The organism is Candidatus Firestonebacteria bacterium RIFOXYD2_FULL_39_29, from assembly GCA_001778375.1.
In the GTDB taxonomy this organism is placed as follows: Bacteria; Oederibacteriota; D2-FULL-39-29; order D2-FULL-39-29; family D2-FULL-39-29; genus D2-FULL-39-29.
This window is the reverse complement of the sequence record MFGV01000034.1, coordinates 1-18,724: the sequence shown is the minus strand read 5'-3', so window position 1 is coordinate 18,724 and position 18,724 is coordinate 1. Positions and strand designations below refer to the sequence as shown.

Sequence of the window (18,724 nt, the reverse complement as noted above, 5' to 3'; positions counted from 1 at the left end):
GGATAAAATTCCAATATCGTGTATAATAGTAGGCATGGAATATAAGGTTAAGCCATTGTGTTTATCAAATATAATAGATGCTAAACTACATAAAAAATTCGCCGGAGGTTATTATGTATAAAAGTTTTTCGTTAAGATGTATGATTTCATTTTTGGTATGTGTTGGAGTTGCCTGTGTTGAGGCTAAATGTCCGGTTCCGGGAACGATTCCGGATGTTAATAAGATTAAAATCCCTGTTATAGAAAGACACTCTCCGGTAAAATCAAAAGAGCTGAAATTAACGGTGGACGGGGGAAATATCGGCGGTGTGAGAAAAAACTGGCCGGTAAGATTTGCCGTGCCTATACCAAGAGGAGAACTAAAAAGTGCAGAAAATATTTCATTAAAAACGGCCGAAGGCAAGCCGGTCTCTGTATGCGGGAAACCAACCTGTTACTGGCCTGAAGGGGAAGTAAAGTGGCTCCTTCTTGAGTTCCTATCCAATATTCCGGAATCAGGGCAGGCGGGTTACGTATTAACTTACGGAACGGATGTTAAACCCTTGAAAAGCAGTAATCTTAAAGTTGAAGAGGGTAAAGACAGTATATCGGTGTCAACAGGGGCTATTTCGTTTTCAGTTGGCAAGAAAGCGGAATTTCTGTCGGATATAAAGAAGGGTGCGACTGCTGTTACGCCAAAAGGGAAAGGCCTGGGATGTTTCTTGAATTATTCGCTATCTTCGGTAGTATCTCCTGAAGCAATGTCAGCAGATACAAGGATGAATGTTTTGCTGAGTGAAAGCGAGCCGTCAAAAGAAATACTGGGCGCTGATTTCTCGGTGGATTCGGTTAAAGTTGTAGAAAAAAATACTATTCAGGTAACAGTTGCAGTGGAAGGTAATTTCAAAACAAAAACGGTAATACATCCGGTTAAAATGTTTATTACGGCTTATGCGGATTCTCCGTTAGTGAAAATAAATCATTCTCTGATTTATGCGGGATATTCAATAAAAGATCATATAAGAAGTTACGGGCTCGATCTTCCTTTGGCAGGTTCCGAAGGAAAATCAAAAATGTCTTTTGGTATGGAAGACGGCAAACCGGTTGAAGGAATTTCTTTTGTCCAAAAAGACGATCAAAATTATATCCTTGATTCAAAACCTGCAGCAGGAAGATCTGAGGGCTGGGCTAAAACAGGAAATGTTGCAGCTGCGGTTAAAGATCTTTGGAAAACATACCCGGTTGCATTCAGTGTTGCCGGCGCAAATAATGACTTAAGGTTAAAAACGGCTTTATTTGGACCGGAAGAGGGAGCGTTTTTGGACTTAAGATATAGAACGGGTGATATATCCGCTGAATTATCGGCTCTTCGACCGTGTACAAAGGGAGCCCCGGGATATTTTGTGAGTAAATTAACCGGTAATTATGACGGTGACGGGTCCTGTGATGCCAGGGGTATTCAAAAAACCCATACAGTGATTTATAATTTTGATGTTACCAAAGAAGGTTCTCCTGATACCGGTACATTTGGAAAGGCAACGGATAAAATGCCTTTAATATTTTGCGATCCGGAATACTTCGCCTCAACCGGAGTTTACGGAATATTTCCTTCATATGAAGCGGCTCCTGAGTTCCAAAATATTAAAAATGCGGCAAGTGTTGTTTTTGACTGGGCATTTGTTACCCGGGATGTTAACAGATGGTACGGATTCATTGATTTTGGTGATATTAACGCATCCGCTAATAAGCCGGAGGGTGATACACTGCCTCATATATTTTCAGGAGGTGTCGGCTGGTGCAGCGGTAATCATTACGGTCAGGCATTCTTGTCTCATGCTTTCATGACCAATACGAGAAAATATTTTGATTTTGCCAGTACTTTTCTTCAGCATAAAGTTGATATTGATTTTGAACACATTGGCGGAGGGAAAATAGAACAAACTGATTATGGTGTTTTTACAAGGCATAATCAGGTTCACTGGAGAGGCGGCGGAGAACCCAGACAAGCGCCTATTACGGATATAATCTATTATTATTGGGCGACGGGTGATCTTGTGATTGGGGACGGACTTAAAATGGCAATTGATTGGATAAACAAGCCTGCTTATGGAAGATCCGCCATTTTAGATAAGAGCAAAATAAATATAAGCTGTAAATGCGGACCCATGAATTGGCCGGCGTTTTTAATGTGGGAAACAACGGGAGATCCAAAGTATATATGGTTTGTCAAGCCTTTTGCAAAAGCTCTGGAAGAACTTCTGGATGCCGGGATCGGAGTGAATTATGGAGCGGGATCGGTTGATATCGGTACTGACGGCAAACTGAATATTTCTAAATATGGAGAGGGAGGTCTTCCTACAAGTTATTTCTTAACTTACGATGCGTATTGTCCTCTTATCGAATACGCTAATCTTACAGGAGATAAAGATGTAGTCAGAGCTCTTTTAAAAACGGCATATGTCTTGAAAAATGCAAATGCGCTTGATTTTAGGCAATATTATGACACTGCCGACTGGTTTCTTGATTATGTTTATGGACTAACAGGAGACCGCGCGTTTTATAATTCTTTAGAACAGTATCGTTTTAATAAATTTGCAAAATTTAAAGGTATTCCAAAAGAAAGTTATACGGTCCAAAGTCTGATAGATACTATGGGCGGGGTGAGGTACGGGCTTTTTGTTCCGGATACTAATAATATGGGTCTGGTAATTACCGCGCTGAAACCGATCAGGTTTGCAATGCACGGATATCTGACCGGTAAAAGATATCCGACAGCTGTTGCAGGAAAAGATGTGGTTGTGAGCGTAATGAGCGGAAAAGATTATGCCGGTGTGAAGCTTGACGGGACAAAATCAACGGTAACCGGCGCAAATATTGTTGAGTATGAATGGACGGAAGAAGAAAAGGGTAAAGTAAAAGTATTATCGAATAAAGCAGCGGATACCATACAATTTAAGGAAGGCTTGCATTCTGTAATGCTTCGAATAAAGGATAGTAATGGTATTGAGGCCGCGGAAAAAATACAAATAACGGTTAATCCCGGAGGGGTTTTTAAATTTAATTTCGCGCCTGCCAATGTCGAATCCCCTTTGGGATATATTGTTTCCAATGAAGTGTATAGCGAAACAGCCGGCTTTGGCTGGGAAAATAAGGTTACGGTTACAAGGGGCTCCGGTTATATGAGGCCGCTTGATAATAACACCGTTGCAGTTCCTAATAAAACAAGAAATGCTTTCAAGATCAAAACTTCTGACGGTCTGTACAGGGTTTCTCTCGGAGTCGGTCATGTCTGGGGGGAAAGCGGAAACCAGCATTTGGAGTTTGAAGGCGGCAAGAAAAAGATTGATTTGACTTTGGAAAAAAATACAACTGTAAGTTTCGTTGATATACCCGTTGAGGTAAAAGGCGGTGAATTTAAGATGGAGGTAGGGGGAAAAGGGGAAGGAACAACTCATGTTGCCTACCTTTGTCTGGTGCAAAATGACAAACCCTTGGAGGAGATTAAATTTGACTCGGAAATGATAGACATTAAATCCGATTTTACATTGGCAAGGATAGCTCCGGGGGTGGATGGAAAACTTCCAAAACCTTTCAGTCCCGGTCTGAAACTTTGGAAAGAATCTGTAAAGCTTCTGAAAATACCGGTGATTGCTTCGGGTCAGCTTCCGACTATAGAAACTGACCTTGCGGAAATTCCTCCAAATTCCAAAAGAGAGATTTCTATTGATGTTGATGCTAAAAAAGTTCCCAGCTATTATAATCGCGTTTGGATAGATCTGGGGGTCTGTGCTCTTAAAGGAACAACCGGGCCGGTTTCAATAATTGTGGAAGGAAAGGAAGTATTCAGGTCTGAAGGCCTGCCTGAAAAGACAATTATGCGGATAAGAAACATAGGATATGATCTTAACTCCATGAAAAATAATGTTACTTTCTCTGTTAGTAACGGTGACGCATCAAAATCAATAGGAGTTGGTTTTATCCGTGTGGATGTAAGTTCAGGAGCATTATATATTCGCAAATTTATTTGGTGAATAATTTAAAGTAAAAATTTGAAAACTCTGAATCTATTTGTAAGGGGCTGCCAATAGAGTTGTTGGCAGCCTTTTTTATCCGGAAATTTTATGACGGTTATTTTTTTGATTTTGTAGTTGCCAGATTCATCGGGCGCCTTAAAAACGCTCAATAAATTGAGCAACTACAAGAAAAATCACGCACTTTTCCCTTCATGAGGAATTTCTGTTTTTTATCATAGTTCTCATTTAGGCTTGTCTTCCTGTAAAAAACATTGTCTATTCTTATTGTATTTTAAATGCTTTTACTGTAATATGTTTTCAGGTTAACAATAAAGGTCAGTCTTTTTACTGTTGAAAAAAAAGGCTCTAAATGGAGAATCTTCAGATACTTAAAGAGTTCGTAATTATTCTTGCCGTTTCGATTCCGGTGGCTTTTATCTTTCAAAAAATAAAATTTCCGTCAATTGTCGGCTTTATTATTGCAGGAGTTCTTATCGGGCCCGGAGGATTTAAATTAATCTCTGATATCGGAAGCGTTAATATGCTGGCCGAGATAGGGGTTATCCTCCTTTTATTTTCCATTGGTCTGGAATTTTCCCTTTCCAAGCTTGTTTCTATCGGGAAGCTTCTATTAGTGGGGGGCACGCTTCAGGTATTTTTAACTGCAGGAGTAGTCGGAACAGTAGTTTACTTTTTTACAGGAAATCTTTCCCTGGCGCTCCTTTCCGGATTTCTTGTTTCTTTAAGCAGTACCGCAATAGTTCTGAAGAGTTTTGCCGACAGAAATGAAGAGGACTCGCCCTATGGAAACATTTCCCTCGGTATTCTATTATTCCAGGATCTCTTTGTTATACCTCTTATGGTGGCAGTTCCCTTTTTAAAAGACATGGAAAATTTTCAACCGTTGCTTCTTGTTAAGGCGTTGTTTTTTGCCGTTCTCGGCCTAGCCGCCGTCTATTTTGCAGGAAGCTTTGTCCTGAATAGAATAATGCATTATATAGTAAGGTTGAAGAACCGGGAACTATTTACTCTTACCGTAGTAGCGGTTTGTCTGGGGACGGCTTATCTTGCTTATAGCATGGGAGGGCTTTCTCTTTCTATAGGCGCTTTTATTGCAGGTCTTATACTTTCAAAATCGGATTACAGCCATCAGGTTATCTCAGATATAATTCCGTTTAAGGATTGTTTTAATAGTGTCTTTTTCGTCTCAATCGGAATGTTACTCAGTACTCAATTCTTGCTTGGAAATCTTTTTGGTATCTTTGGCGGGGCGCTTCTTATAACAGTCTTAAAAGTAGCGGTAATAATTCCTGTTGTTCTCTACTTTAAGTATCCGCTTAGAATCGCGGTTATTGTAGGGCTTTGCCTTTCGCAGATAGGCGAGTTCTCTTTCATTCTTGGAAAATTTGGCAATGAATTAAATATTATGTCAACGCAGGATTATGAATATTTTATTGCGGTAGCAGTGGTCAGCATGATTATGTCTCCGTTCTTGATCATGGCCGCCCCGTCTGCCGGTTTATTTTTACAAAAAATATTCAAGCTTCCGGTAAAAGCAGACGGGAATTCGGCAAAAAAAGATACCTACAAGAACCATGTCGTAATTATCGGGTTTGGACTAAACGGAAGAAATCTTTCCCGGGTGCTTCATGAAACGGGAATAAAACACGTAATTGTTGATCTTGATGCGGAAAAAATAGCGGAAGCAAAAGCAGACGGAGACTCGGTGGTTTTTGGGGATTTTACAAAAAAAGAAGTATTGGAAAGCGCGGGAATCAAAGAGGCCAAGGTTGCTGTCGTTGCAATATCAGATCCGGCAGCGACTGAACACGGGATATGGCTTATCAAAGAGATAAACCCTGCGGTCTATACGATAGTCCGTACCAGATCAAATGAAGATGTTGCAGAGCTCGCTAAACTTGGAGCAGATGAGGTAATTCCCGAAGAATTTGAAACTTCCATAGAGATATTTTCCAGAGTTCTTTCCAGATTCCATGTACCAAGGAATGTAATAGAGCAGGAAACGAGTATTATCAGAAAAGGTAATTACGGAATGTTGCGTTCTTCATCGCTTCTTCCGGTTAAACTCACAAATATAAATGATATCCTGAATGTTACCATAGATATATTTTCCAGAGTACTCTCAGGGCTGCATGTACCAAAAAAACTTATAGAAAAGGAAATTAACATAATAAAAAAAGGTAATTTTGGTATGGCCCGTACTGCTTCGCTTCCTCCCGTAAAACTGATGGATTTAAATGATATTTTAAACCTTACCCTTACTGAAACCGTTCTTATAAAAAGCGGTTCAAAAGCCGTCGGCAAAACCTTGATAGAAATAAATCTAAGGGCGGAAACAGGCACAACTGTAATAGCCGTTGTCCGTGCCGGAGAAGCCGTGACAAATCCCAAAAGCGAATTTGTCCTCGCCGAAAATGATGTGCTGGTAATACTGGGCAGCCATGCCGAATTGGATAAAGCTCTGCAGTTTATAGCAGGAATGGAAGGAGTATAGATGCGCAGATGCTCAGAGGCTCGGAGGCGCAGCAAGAAATGATAGATGCGCAGATGAGCGGATGCTCGGAAGCACGGCAAGAGAGGGAAAGTAGATGCTCAGAGGCTCGGATGCGCGGAAGCGCAGCAAGAAAGGGAAAGGATAAGATGCTTAGAGGCGCAATAGCTTGGCAAAAGAAGAGAAGGTGGGAATGTATATAAGTATCATATTTATTAGCTTTATCTGTGTCATCTCATCGCATTTATCTGTGCCATCAGGCCAAATTGGCCTTGATTTTTGGTCTTACCTGTTGGATAATACTAATTAATGGATATTAAAAGGCAGTTCTTTACTTTAATAATTGTGGTTATAGGCGTTTTCCTTTTAGGGACGCTTGGTTATGAGTTAATCGAAGGATGGGGTTTCCTTGATTCGATTTACATGACGACCATAACCCTTGCTACTATCGGATACGGGGAAACTCATCCGCTCTCGGATACAGGAAGAGTTTTTACTATTTTTTTGATAATCGGCGGGATCAGCGTATTTTCTTACGGACTTTTAACGATAACTACCATGATAGCGGAAGGTGAACTTCAGAGATTGCTGCGGAGGGGTCGTATGGATAAAGAAATAGTAAAATTAAAAGAGCACTACATTGTCTGCGGGTCCGGTGAACTGGGGGAACATATTATCGGGGAACTTTTGCAGACAAAAAGGCAGTTTGTGGTTGTTGATAAGGAAATATCTAACATTAATAAATTCGAAAAAAAGGACCTTCTATATATAGTCGGAGATGCGGCAGATGACAAAGTCCTTATTGAGGCCGGTATTTTGAAAGCAAAAGGAATATTCTGCTGTCTGCCTTTTGATAAGGATAATTTATTTGTAGTTCTTACCGCAAGAGAATTAAATAAAGATATAAGGATTGTTACAAAATGCGTGGAAGACCTGTCAGAACAGAAATTTAAACGTGCGGGTGTGGATAAAACAGTCTCTACAAACAGAATAGGAGGGCTTCGCATGGCTTCCGAAATGATAAGGCCTACAGCGGCTTCCTTTTTGGATGTGATGCTTCGCGATAAAAAAGGGGTCCGGTTTGAAGAGATCTCAGTGAAAGAAAATTCTAAAATAGCGGGTAAAACAATCGCAGAGTCCGGTATTCATCAGGAAACCGGTGCCAGTGTTGTTGCTATAAAAAGTGTCGGGTCTGACTTTTTGTATAATCCGACAGGTTCGACCGTAATAAATAAAAATGATACCCTGGTGGTTTTAGGTACTGTAGAGCAGATTAAGATAATGGCAGATCTGGTTTAATGGTAACTAACGAAAATATTGATATTGTTATAAAAATACTGAAAAAAGAAATAAAGAAATATAAAGAACCCATTGTCGGAGTAATCGCAAAAGCTACTAAAGACCCTTTTAAAGTTCTGATTTCTACAATGATATCTCTTCGAACAAAAGATGATGTGACCACGGAGGCTTCAAAAAGACTCTTTCTACTGGCGGGAAGCCCTGCCGAAATGATAAAATTAACAGACAGGGCTATAGAAAAAGCCATTTATCCTGCGGGTTTTTACAGGGTTAAAGCAAAAGCAATAAAGAAAACTGCAGGAATGCTCCTTGAAAATTTCGGCGGAAAAGTTCCGGATACGCTGGAAGAACTTCTTACTCTAAGTGGAGTCGGAAGAAAGACTTCCAATCTTGTTATGATCCTAGGATTTAATAAGTATGGCATCTGCGTGGATATCCATGTGCATAGGATTACGAACAGATGGGGCTATGTAAAAACGAAAAATCCGGAAAAGACTGAATTTGCTCTGCGGAAAAAGCTTCCTAAAAAACACTGGAAAATTATAAATGACCTGCTAGTGACTTACGGACAAAACCTGTGTCATCCGGTATCCCCCAAATGCACCAGGTGTAAAATAGCCGGGTATTGTGGTAGAATAGGTGTAACAACGAAGAGATAGTCCATAAAGGTTTGTAAAAGTAAAAGCTCGTAGTATAATTGACAATGCGATATAAAGAAGAACTAAAGTAATAAAAAAGATTAAGTATTAATGTGTATTTGATTAAAATAATAACTCCATAGTGTAAGACGTTATAGACATTATGGACTTTTACAGACTGTTATGGACTATACTTTTTCCAAGGAGGAAAAAAAGATGTTAAAGAAAGCTGTAATGTTGTCGGTGGTTTGTTGTGTTGCGTTCTTTTCTTTTGGCTGCGCGAAGAAGCTGTCAAAAGATGAGATGATTGAACGCGGAAAGTATCTGGTAAATGCATGCGGTGTTCTTGCCCATCATACCCCGATGGGTAAAGACGGTAAACCGGATCTTAATAAATTTATGGCAGGCAGTGAAACCCCTTATAAAGGCGCCTGGGGTGTTTCTTATGCCAAGAACCTTACCCCGGATAACGATACCGGTATAGGGATGATGACCGACGAAGAAGTAATAAATATGATAAAAGATGAGGGCATAAACGGAAAAGCACCTCTTTGTTATGATTACTATAGAGGCTTAACCGACGAGGACCTGAAAAGTCTGGTTTCCTATCTCCGGACGCTGACACCGATCACGAATAAAATACCTGCGGATACAAAACCCGGAGAAGTCAAAACCCCGGAGAAAAAAGCAGAACCGAAAAAAGCAGTTACAAAAAAAGCTGCCACAAAAAAGACAACAAAAAAGAAGTAAAAAAGGAAAACCCCTCTTTGCATGGAAGTGTAAGGAGGGGTTTTATTTTTACCAACTAGCCAATAACAAATAATGACTGAGTACTATTGACTAATGACTATTTATTGTTGGCGAAAAAACATTTCGCCTCATGTTTTTTTAATAATATTGCGGCATTCGTTTGCCGCTTTCATTAAATAGTCACTAGTAAGTAGTCATTAGTCAATAATAAAGGTATAATAAATTATGAGTAAACTCGGAAAACTTCAGATAATCCTGAAAACCATGAAAAGGGTTCTTATTGCTTATTCAGGAGGGGCGGACAGCACTTTGCTGTTAAAAATAGCCGCGGACACTCTGGGGAAGAAGAATGTTCTTGCCGTAATTGCAGCTTCCGAGACTTATCCTGCTTCAGAGATTGATTCTGCCGTTAAAATAGCGAAAATAATAAAAGTAAATTTATCCGTAATTAAAACAGAAGAACTTAAAGATCAGCGTTTCTTGAAAAACCCCGCAGAAAGATGTTATTACTGTAAACTTGAACTCTTCGGAAAACTTAAAAAAATTGCCCGTAAAAACGGGTATAGATTTGTTCTTGACGGGGCAAATTATGATGATAGGCTGGATTTCAGGCCGGGGGCAAAGGCAGGAAGAGCGCTGGGAATTAAAAGCCCTTTAAAAGAGGCTGGGTTTACGAAAATAGAAATCAGAAAACTCTCAAAAATACTTAAACTCCCTACCTGGAATAAGCCTTCCATGGCTTGTCTGGCTTCCAGGGTCCCTTACGGGATGAGAATTAATAATAAAATATTGGATCAGATAGGAAAGGCAGAGGAATATCTCAAGAAAGAATATTTTAAACAGGTGAGAGTCCGGCATCACGGTAATATGGCCAGAATAGAAGTAATGCCAAAAGATTTTAAACTCTTTTTAAAACCCGGTGTAACCGAAAAAATTGCGGAAAAACTTAAAAAAATCGGTTATACTTATATTACCTTGGACATTGAGGGTTTTCGAAGCGGAAGTATGAATCTTGTTTTGAAGGGTAGAAAGTGAAAAATAAATGGGGCGGGTATTTGGCTCTTGGAATAATTACGGGGTTTTTAAGCGGTCTTTGCGGTATCGGCGGCGGGGTTATTATGATCCCTGCCATGATTTTTATCTTCGGGCTTTCGGCGCATACAGCGGCGGCTACATCTCTTGCCGTGATAATGCCGACGGCGCTTTTTGGAAGCATAAGAAATGCATTTTCGTCAACTATGACTCCTGATTGGGGAGCGTTTTTGCTTATTTCGGCCGGTGCCGTGCCGTTTGCCTATTTTGGCGCGCATTTGATGCACAAAGTGCCTCAGGAAAAACTAAAAATAATTCTTGGAATAGTACTGCTCCTGGTTTCTATAAAAATGATTTTTTTTGCAACCGGTAATAATTATAACGGAGGCGGAGTACAGGAAAGTGTTGTCAGGGCTGCCAGTTTTATATTGCTTGGCGCTTTTACCGGTTTTCTAAGCGGGTTGCTGGGAATCGGAGGGGGGATTGTTATGATACCCATAATGCTGTATATCTTCGGGATGAAGGCGCAGGTGGTGACAGCTACTTCACTTGCTGTAATGATCCCGGCTTCAATAAGCGGAACGGTAAAGAATTTTAAGAATGGGCATACAAACTGGTCTGCGGCTTTGATTATTGCGGCAGGCTCGCTCGGAGGCGTCTTACTGGGAGCTTCGGCAGCTGAAAGGGTTGATCAGGTTACCCTGCAGCGTATTATCGGAACATTGTTTATTTTTGTTTCAATGCAGATGATCTTAAAAAAAGTAAAAATAATAAAAACTTAATTAACGCGGGAAATAATCTGTTTTGCAGGGGGTACTATATGGAAGAGACAGGAAAAACATGCGGTATGTTGAGCAGCCAGCCGCCGATTGTGGATGTCTTTATAGATCATCCTAATTTTACGCAGTTTTCGGAAGAAGAGCTGAAAACTTTTATTGCCTGCTGTAAGGAAAAAATTGTTACTGAAGGTGAAATACTGTTTTCCGAAGGTGAACCCGGACTTTCCATGTATATAGTGAAAAAAGGCGGTATAAAAATATTAAAAATGGGGTTTCTGGGAGAAACAGTAATCGCTCAGGTGAACCCCGGAGAGTTTGTGGGTGAGATGGCAGTTATTGACTGCAGTCCCAGGTCCGCGACGGTAAAAGCGATCGCGCATACGGAACTTCTGGAGTTATCCAAAGAACATTATAATACTCTTAAAAAAGAATCTCCAAAGGTTGCCATTAAATTAATGGACCTGTTACTCAGGCTTCTTAGTCTGCGTTTAAGAAGCACTACTTCCAAATTGATAAAAAAGTAAAGGCGGTGAAGACATGCATATAAACGATATATTAAAAGAAATGGTCAATAAGAATGCTTCTGATTTGCATATAAAATCCGGAAGTGTTCCTACTTACAGAATAAACGGCGTGTATGTGGATTCTGAATTTCCTGTCCTCAATTCTCAAGCCGTGCGTGATCTGATTAATCAGATGACGGATGATACGTTAAGACAGAAGTTTGATGAAGATAGAGAGCTGGATTTTGCCTATGCGGTGGAGGATCTTGCCCGGTTCCGTGTTAATGTATATCTTCAGACGGGTAACCTGGCAAGTGTAATAAGAGTAATCCCTCTCAGGGTAATGACTATTGACGAACTTGGTTTGCCGCAGATTTTGAAAAAAATATCCGAAAAGACAAGAGGCCTTGTACTGGTTACCGGACCGACCGGCTCAGGAAAATCCACAACTATAGCTGCGATGATAGACTACATTAATTCTACAAGACGATGTCATATTGTTACAATTGAAGATCCTGTAGAATTTTTGCATAAAGATAAAAGCGCCAAGGTGGACCAGCGTGAAGTCGGGCGGGACACCCTCTCCTTTACCAATGCTCTAAAAAGAGTATTGAGGCAGGATCCTAATGTAATTCTTATAGGAGAAATAAGGGATCTTGAAACCATTGCAACCGCGATAACCGCGGCGGAAACCGGCCATCTGGTTTTTGCGACCCTCCATACAGGTTCTGTAGCTCAAACAATAGACAGGATTGTGGATGTCTTTCCTCCTGAACAACAGCAGCAGATCAGAAGCCAGCTTTCCCTGACTCTTGAAGCTATAATTTGCCAGGTTCTTCTTCCTAAAGCAGATAACAAGGGCAGGGCTGTAGCTCTTGAGATAATGCTTTCAAATCATGCGATACGTAACATGATACGCGAAAATGAATTGGCGCAGGTACCTTCTTCCATGCTTACCGGAAAAGCGGAAGGCATGCAAATAATGGATAATGTGTTGAAAGATCTTGTAAATGCAGGAACTATTACCTACGAGGCGGCTCTTACAAAAGCGCATCACCCGGATAATTTCAGAGGCCTCCTGCTTCATGATCTGGGAAAAAAATAAATACTAAGTCTATAATAGTCTATAAAGGTCCATAAAAGTCTATAAAAGTAAGATCTTGTGGAAAATTTAAAAAGTTAGTTAAAGTAAATATTGTCTGGATTATGGTTGCGTTTACAAGGGGAGACGAGGAGTATGAAGGCAGAGAGATTTGAGGATTTAAATATTTACAAGGAAGCGAGAGTATTGGCAAAAGATATTTATGAGATTTCCAGATTGCCTGGTTTTGAAAAAGACTTTTATCTGGTTGGTCAAATTAGAAGATCCGCAGTTTCGATAATGTCTAATATTGCTGAAGGTTTTGAAAGAAAGGGAGATAAAGAGTTTTCGCAATTTTTATTTATTGCAAAAGGATCCTGTGGAGAATTAAGAGCACAAATGGATATTATTATGGATCAGGGTTATGTTAAGGATGCGCCGTATAAAAGCATACGAAATAAATCTGAAAAGCTAAACAGCATGATAAGTAATTTAATAAAATATTTAAGAGTCAAATAATATTTCAAGATTTTACGTTTATAGACGTATTTAAAAGACGCTGGATCCCGTGTCTGAGCACGGGATGACAACTTCGTTGTCACTTTTATGGACAGCTGACTACGATAAATATATCTGAGGGAGGAATATTTTATGACCATAAAAACGATCGGTGTCTTAACAACGGGCGGGGATGCTTCAGGGATGAATGCGGCTATCCGGGCTGTTGTCAGGACGGCTATTTTTAACGGGCTAAAGGTTTACGGGATTAAAAGAGGGTACAAAGGTTTAATAGACGGCGAAATTGAAGAGATGGGTGCTACCTCTGTTTCCGGTATTATTAATTGCGGTGGCACAATTCTTAAGACTATCCGCTGTCCGGAGTTTCGTAATAAAATAAATCAGAAGAAGGCTGTGGAAAATTTAAAGTGCTACGGTATTGACGGGCTTGTGATAATTGGCGGTAACGGTTCACTCGCCGGCGGCGCGGCACTATATTACGGATGGAAAGTTCCGGTTGTAAACATTCCGGCGTCCATAGATAATGATCTATGTTATACCGACTATACGGTCGGTTTTGATACGGCCGTCAATACGGCACTTGAAGCTATTGATAAAATAAGGGATACCGCGACCTCTCATGACCGGGTCTTTGTTGTGGAAGTCATGGGTCGGGATAACGGGCTTATCGCGCTGGAAGTAGCTCTTGGATCAGGTGCGGAAGCCGTACTCATTCCCGAGATAAAACCCGACCTCGATAAAGTCTGTCAACTGCTTGACAAGGGTCATAAAAGGGGAAAGCACAGCAGTATTATAATTGTTGCAGAGGGCGTTATGTCGGGGTACGAAGCAGCAAAACAGATAAGGAAGAAGACGAAAGGTCTTGAAGTCAGGGTAAGTGTTCTCGGTTATATGCAAAGAGGCGGCTCGCCGACTGCATTTTCAAGAGCTATAGCGGCAAGGCTCGGGCAAAAAGCTGTAGAATTATTGCTTAAAGAAAAATACGGCAAGATGGTCGGTGTAATCGGCAATAAGGTGGTTTCCACGGATATTAAGAAAGTTTTAAGAACGAAAAAGACTATAGACATTTCTGATTACCGGCTTGTAGGGGTACTGTCTTCGTAAAAGTTTCTTCCTCCGGAGGAAATATGGCATATCGAAAAGTTGTATTTAATATAATAGGGCTTCACTGCGCTTCCTGCGTGGGAAGAGTTGAGAAAGAGCTTTATAAGCTGGAAGGTGTTAAAAGAGCGGAAGTTAATCTTGCTCTGAATAATGCTGCCGTGGATTATGATCCGGAAAAAGTTTCTTTTCTCCGGCTGCGAAAAGCGGTAGAGGGTGCGGGCTTTGGGGTTACGACTTCTCCTGAAACTATGGAGAAGATTGAGCAAGTCGAGTATTCAAAACTCCGTAACCGCTTTGTAATAGGAGCAATATTTTCTATTATAATATTTCTTTTTTCAATGTTTGATTTTATTCCTGAAGTCCTGTCTTTAGATAAATATACACTTAATATTATTTTATTTTTTCTGACCTTGCCTGTCCTGCTTTGGTCCGGAAGTCGTTTTTTTACGGGAGCGTTTTCAGCCTTTAAACCTCCAAAGAGTTTTGCTGATATGAATACCCTTGTGGCTGTAGGAACACTAAGTGCTTTTCTTTACAGCAGTATTGCTACTTTTTTCCCGGGTTTATTTCTAAAATCAGGGCTTGAACCTGTGGTTTACTACGATACCGCTGCCGTCATTATCACACTGGTTCTTACCGGGAAACTCTTAGAAGCAAAATCAAAAAAACGGGCTCTTGAAAGTCTTAAAGGGCTTCTAAACCTTCAGCCGAAGAAGGCCTTGCTTTTAAAAGGCAAGAAAGAAATCGCAGTAAATATAGAGTATGTAAAGGCCGGAGATACACTGATGGTCAAGCCGGGTGAAAGAATTCCGGTGGACGGGGTTGTGCTGGCAGGAGGATCCTCTGTGGATGAATCAATGCTTTCCGGAGAGAGCTTTCCTGTAGATAAAAATAAAGGAGACAGTCTTATCGGCGGCACCATAAATAAAAACGGTTTTATAAAAATGAAAGCAACAAAAGTCGGTAAAGATACGGTGCTTTTTCAGATCGTTACCCTGGTGGAAAATGCCGCCGGTTCAAAAGCAGATATTCAAAACCTTGTGGATAAAATAGCAAATGTTTTTGTCCCTGTGGTTATAATCCTCGCCGTTCTTACTTTTATTGTTTGGTTTATTTTAGGGAATAAAGTGATGGCAGGTGTCGGCTTTATGTCCGTTCTTCTGGTGGCTTGTCCCTGCGCGCTTGGTCTGGCTACTCCGATCGGTATTATTGTCGGGGTCGGGAGTGCCGCAAGAAAAGGGATCCTTATAAAAAATGCGGACAGTCTGGAACGATGCGAGAAAATAAACGTTGTGGTATTTGACAAAACTGCAACTTTGACCGAAGGTGTGTTTGAAGTAACTGATATAACTCCGGTAATAGGTGTTACGCCGGAGAGACTCCTTACCCTGGCCGCCTCGTTGGAAAAAAAGAGCGAACACCCGATAGCCGCGGGTATCATAGAAAAAGCAAAACATGAAGGGATAATTCTTTTCGAAACACATAAATTTAAAGCGCTTTCCGGATTTGGTATTAAAGGAGAGATTGCAAAAAAAGAATATCTTGCCGGCAAATATGAATTTGTGAAGAAAAAAGAAAACTCCTTCAGAATAAAATTACTTATAGAACAATATGAAAAAGAAGGAAAAGCAGTTGTTTGTATCGCCGATAAGAAAACAATCCTCGGAGTGATTACTCTTTCTGATACCGTTAAGGAAAATGTAAAAGCAGTTATTACGCAAATAAAGCAGATGAATATCCGTCCGCTCCTTGCTACAGGTGATAACGAAGAAACTGCAAAACAGGTTGCCGGAGCTGTCGGTATAGAAGAGTATAAATCCAAAGTGCTTCCCTCAGGAAAGCTTATGATTATCAAGAAGCTGCAAAAAGAAGGAAATAAAGTAGCAATGGTGGGCGACGGCATAAATGACGCTCCCGCTCTTATGCAGTCTGACCTGGGTGTTTCACTAAGTACCGGAACAGATATTGCCATGGAATCCTCCGATGCAGTATTAGTAAAGGGAGACCTTTCAAAATTCTTAGACCTTATAAAACTATCCAAGCGAACAATGAGTATAATCCGCCAAAATCTCTTCTGGGCTTTCATATATAACATCATCGGCATCCCCATAGCCGCCGGAGTATTATATCCTCATTACACTTTAAATCCAATGCTTGCTTCGCTTTTTATGGCGATGAGCTCGGTATCTGTGGTGACAAATTCGCTGAGGATAAGGGGAAAATAATAATAAGTTAATAAGGTTCATAAGCAAAGCTTTTCTCGATAGGAATAAATATATATCTGTCAATACCAATTGACAGAGCGAGATAAAGTTTGTAAGGTTTGTAAAGTGAAAGAAAGTTAAATTCATGTTGCTCACGGGTTAATGCTTTCAGGACATACTCACGGAGGGCAGATGTCGTTCCTCGGCTATGCACCTCTTATTCCTTCAAATTATGGTCAGAAGTACAGGACTGGAGTTATCAAAAAAAAGAAAACCACGCTTATAGTCTCAAATGGTGTAGGTTTGATAAGACCCGCTGTAAGATTCTTAGCCCGCCCTCAGGTAATTGTTATAAATTTAAAAAAGTGTTTTGCGAGAGTAAAACGCAACTAAACTAGAAAGTCGGAAATAAATTGTTCCTAAAATCTCAATCTTGTAATCCTCAATCATTGCCCTCCGGTCATCTTTTTGTTATAATATCTTCATAATTTAATTCTCAAGGGGGAATTATATGACTTTTGAAGAGTTGGAAATTCTTATAAAAGAAGGCGAAGGTCTTACCGTAGAATTTAAGGAAAAATATACTCCAAAGATTGCTGAAGATATTGTTGCTTTTGCAAACTCAAAAGGCGGAAAGATCTTGCTGGGAGTTTCGGATAATGGAAAAATTACCGGTGAAAGTCTCACCGGCGGGTTAAAAGCAGAATTGTTGAGTTTAGCGCGGAATTGTCATGATTCAATAAAGATATTGTTCAAACAAGTGGAAGCTGTTATAGTTGTCGAAGTTCCGGAAGGTGAGAGTAAACCTTATCAGTGCTCCTCCGGTTATTTCAAAAGATATGATGCTGTGACGCAAAAAATGCTGCCCTCCGAAGTTAAATCTATGTTTAGAAATAATTTAGATGTTTCGTATGAGAACATTTTAGGAATAGATTTTGAAGTACAAGCTATCTCTTTTGAAAAAGTGAGAGCTTTTATAAGGGAAGCAAATTATTCGATAAAAATAACAAGAAAGAATATTTTTGAAGTATTAAAAAGCTTGAATCTGACAGGCAAGAATAAAATAACAAACGCCGGAATAATGCTGTTTGGAAAAGAAGTATCCTCTATGATTCTTCAATGCCAGATTACTCTGGTTGCGTATAAAGACCTTGAAGGGATTGATGTTTATGACAGACAAGACATTAGAGACGATTTGTGGACACAATACAATGAAGCTGTCATATTTCTCAAGAAGCATTTAAACAAAGGGAGTATTATCAAGGGTGTAAACAGGTATGATTCTTATGAAATACCTCTTGAAGCAATAAGAGAAGCACTTACAAATGCGATTATACACAGGGATTATTCAATATCAGGCACTCAAATTACCGTAGCCGTTTACCCTGATAGGGTTGAAATCAGTAATCCCGGAAGTTTACCCGAAGGTATGAGTAAAATAAACTTTGGTAAACTCTCAGTACGTAGAAATGAGATATTGGCCGATTTGTTTTCCAGGATGAATAAAGGCGAAAAACTTGGAAGAGGCATTATGAAAATTAAAAGCTGGATAAAAGCAAAAGGTTTAAAAGTAAAATTTGAATCGAGCATGTTCTTTACAACGGTGTTTTCCAGACCGGTTAGTAGCGGCAGAGTAATGAGCAATATTAGTGAGGGATTAAATGAGGGATTAAAGTCACTTTACTCTGAAATAATAGCAAACCCCGGAATTAAAGCAAAACAACTTAGTGCTTTGCTCAAGGAAAGACCAATAAAGACGCTGGAACGTCAAATAAAAACGCTTACTGAAAAGAAATTTATTGAACGGCAGGGAAGTAAAAAAACCGGGGGATATAGAGCAAGGAAATAGGTGAAAATCAAAAAGCATGCCGGAAAAATGTTTACTTCGGCAGAAGCTGCTTTCGCAGTACTTAAATAGTTTTTTAAGGACAGCTTAACTTGTTTAGGTGCTTGCATTCTTCAGTTTTTCATTGCTATTGGCAGGTAAGATCTTCCCGTTCTTAACCTCCAGGCTTAAATCATCAATGATAGACTTCCCTTTTGCAAAAGCAAGCGATATCTTTTTAAGGTTTATTTTTGCCATATAATAATGTATTATACACAAAAGAAGAGAAAGTTGCGTGTTCTCCTCCTGTATAGGAAAAGCATGTTCCTCACATTGCCAACGTGTAATACTGTTAAGATAGATTATATTATTAGCTATTAAGAATCAGAATTAGTAATTCAGACTGTGTCGCAATTAAATTACTAACATGATATAATATGGCATATTCACTCCAAAGGAGCAAGCCATGTATCGCACTGGTGACAG

Annotated in this window: 15 protein-coding genes; all 15 read left to right on the top strand. The window is 39.9% G+C overall.

Annotated elements, in window-relative coordinates:
- The first annotated feature begins 113 nt into the window (after positions 1-113).
- The 15 genes from A2536_04750 to A2536_04680 all read left to right on the top strand — a co-directional run bounded on the left by A2536_04750 (position 114) and on the right by A2536_04680 (position 18,262).
- Positions 114-4,010, top strand: coding sequence for a hypothetical protein (locus tag A2536_04750; GenBank protein ID OGF46913.1), 3,897 nt, complete (start codon positions 114-116; stop codon positions 4,008-4,010).
- A 352-nt stretch (positions 4,011-4,362) separates the two neighbouring features.
- Positions 4,363-6,507, top strand: a complete 2,145-nt coding sequence (locus A2536_04745; protein ID OGF46912.1) for a hypothetical protein — start codon at positions 4,363-4,365, stop codon at positions 6,505-6,507.
- Between the two features lie 8 nt (positions 6,508-6,515).
- Entirely contained in the window at positions 6,516-6,707 is a 192-nt protein-coding gene (locus tag A2536_04740; GenBank protein ID OGF46911.1) for a hypothetical protein, read from the top strand.
- 106 nt (positions 6,708-6,813) lie between these two features.
- Positions 6,814-7,803, top strand: coding sequence for a hypothetical protein (locus tag A2536_04735; protein ID OGF46910.1), 990 nt, complete (start codon positions 6,814-6,816; stop codon positions 7,801-7,803).
- Positions 7,803-8,462, top strand: a complete 660-nt coding sequence (locus A2536_04730; protein OGF46909.1) for an endonuclease III — start codon at positions 7,803-7,805, stop codon at positions 8,460-8,462. Before A2536_04735 ends, A2536_04730 begins: the two co-directional genes overlap by 1 nt.
- A 195-nt stretch (positions 8,463-8,657) precedes the next feature.
- Positions 8,658-9,191, top strand: a complete 534-nt coding sequence (locus tag A2536_04725) for a hypothetical protein (protein OGF46908.1) — start codon at positions 8,658-8,660, stop codon at positions 9,189-9,191.
- A 225-nt stretch (positions 9,192-9,416) separates the two neighbouring features.
- Positions 9,417-10,226 carry a TIGR00268 family protein gene (locus A2536_04720; GenBank protein OGF46907.1) on the top strand — a complete coding sequence of 270 codons (810 nt, stop codon included), beginning with the start codon at positions 9,417-9,419 and terminating at the stop codon, positions 10,224-10,226.
- The gene (locus tag A2536_04715) at positions 10,223-11,005 is read left to right on the top strand and encodes a hypothetical protein (protein OGF46906.1); all 783 of its coding nucleotides are present in this window, start codon (positions 10,223-10,225) and stop codon (positions 11,003-11,005) included. The genes A2536_04720 and A2536_04715 overlap by 4 nt, the downstream gene beginning before the upstream one ends.
- A gap of 38 nt (positions 11,006-11,043) precedes the next feature.
- On the top strand, positions 11,044-11,526 hold the full coding sequence (locus A2536_04710; GenBank protein OGF46905.1) for a hypothetical protein: 483 nt from the start codon (positions 11,044-11,046) through the stop codon (positions 11,524-11,526).
- A gap of 13 nt (positions 11,527-11,539) precedes the next feature.
- On the top strand, positions 11,540-12,610 hold the full coding sequence (locus A2536_04705; GenBank protein OGF46904.1) for a type IV pili twitching motility protein PilT: 1,071 nt from the start codon (positions 11,540-11,542) through the stop codon (positions 12,608-12,610).
- 132 nt (positions 12,611-12,742) lie between these two features.
- On the top strand, positions 12,743-13,105 hold the full coding sequence (locus A2536_04700) for a hypothetical protein (protein ID OGF46903.1): 363 nt from the start codon (positions 12,743-12,745) through the stop codon (positions 13,103-13,105).
- Between the two features lie 138 nt (positions 13,106-13,243).
- Entirely contained in the window at positions 13,244-14,209 is a 966-nt protein-coding gene (locus A2536_04695) for a 6-phosphofructokinase (protein OGF46937.1), read from the top strand.
- Positions 14,210-14,232: 23 nt separating this feature from the next.
- The gene (locus A2536_04690) at positions 14,233-16,434 is read left to right on the top strand and encodes a copper-translocating P-type ATPase (protein ID OGF46902.1); all 2,202 of its coding nucleotides are present in this window, start codon (positions 14,233-14,235) and stop codon (positions 16,432-16,434) included.
- Positions 16,435-16,605: 171 nt separating this feature from the next.
- Positions 16,606-16,806 carry a hypothetical protein gene (locus A2536_04685; GenBank protein ID OGF46901.1) on the top strand — a complete coding sequence of 67 codons (201 nt, stop codon included), beginning with the start codon at positions 16,606-16,608 and terminating at the stop codon, positions 16,804-16,806.
- A 118-nt stretch (positions 16,807-16,924) separates the two neighbouring features.
- Positions 16,925-18,262, top strand: coding sequence for a hypothetical protein (locus tag A2536_04680; GenBank protein OGF46900.1), 1,338 nt, complete (start codon positions 16,925-16,927; stop codon positions 18,260-18,262).
- The last annotated feature ends 462 nt before the right edge of the window (positions 18,263-18,724 follow it).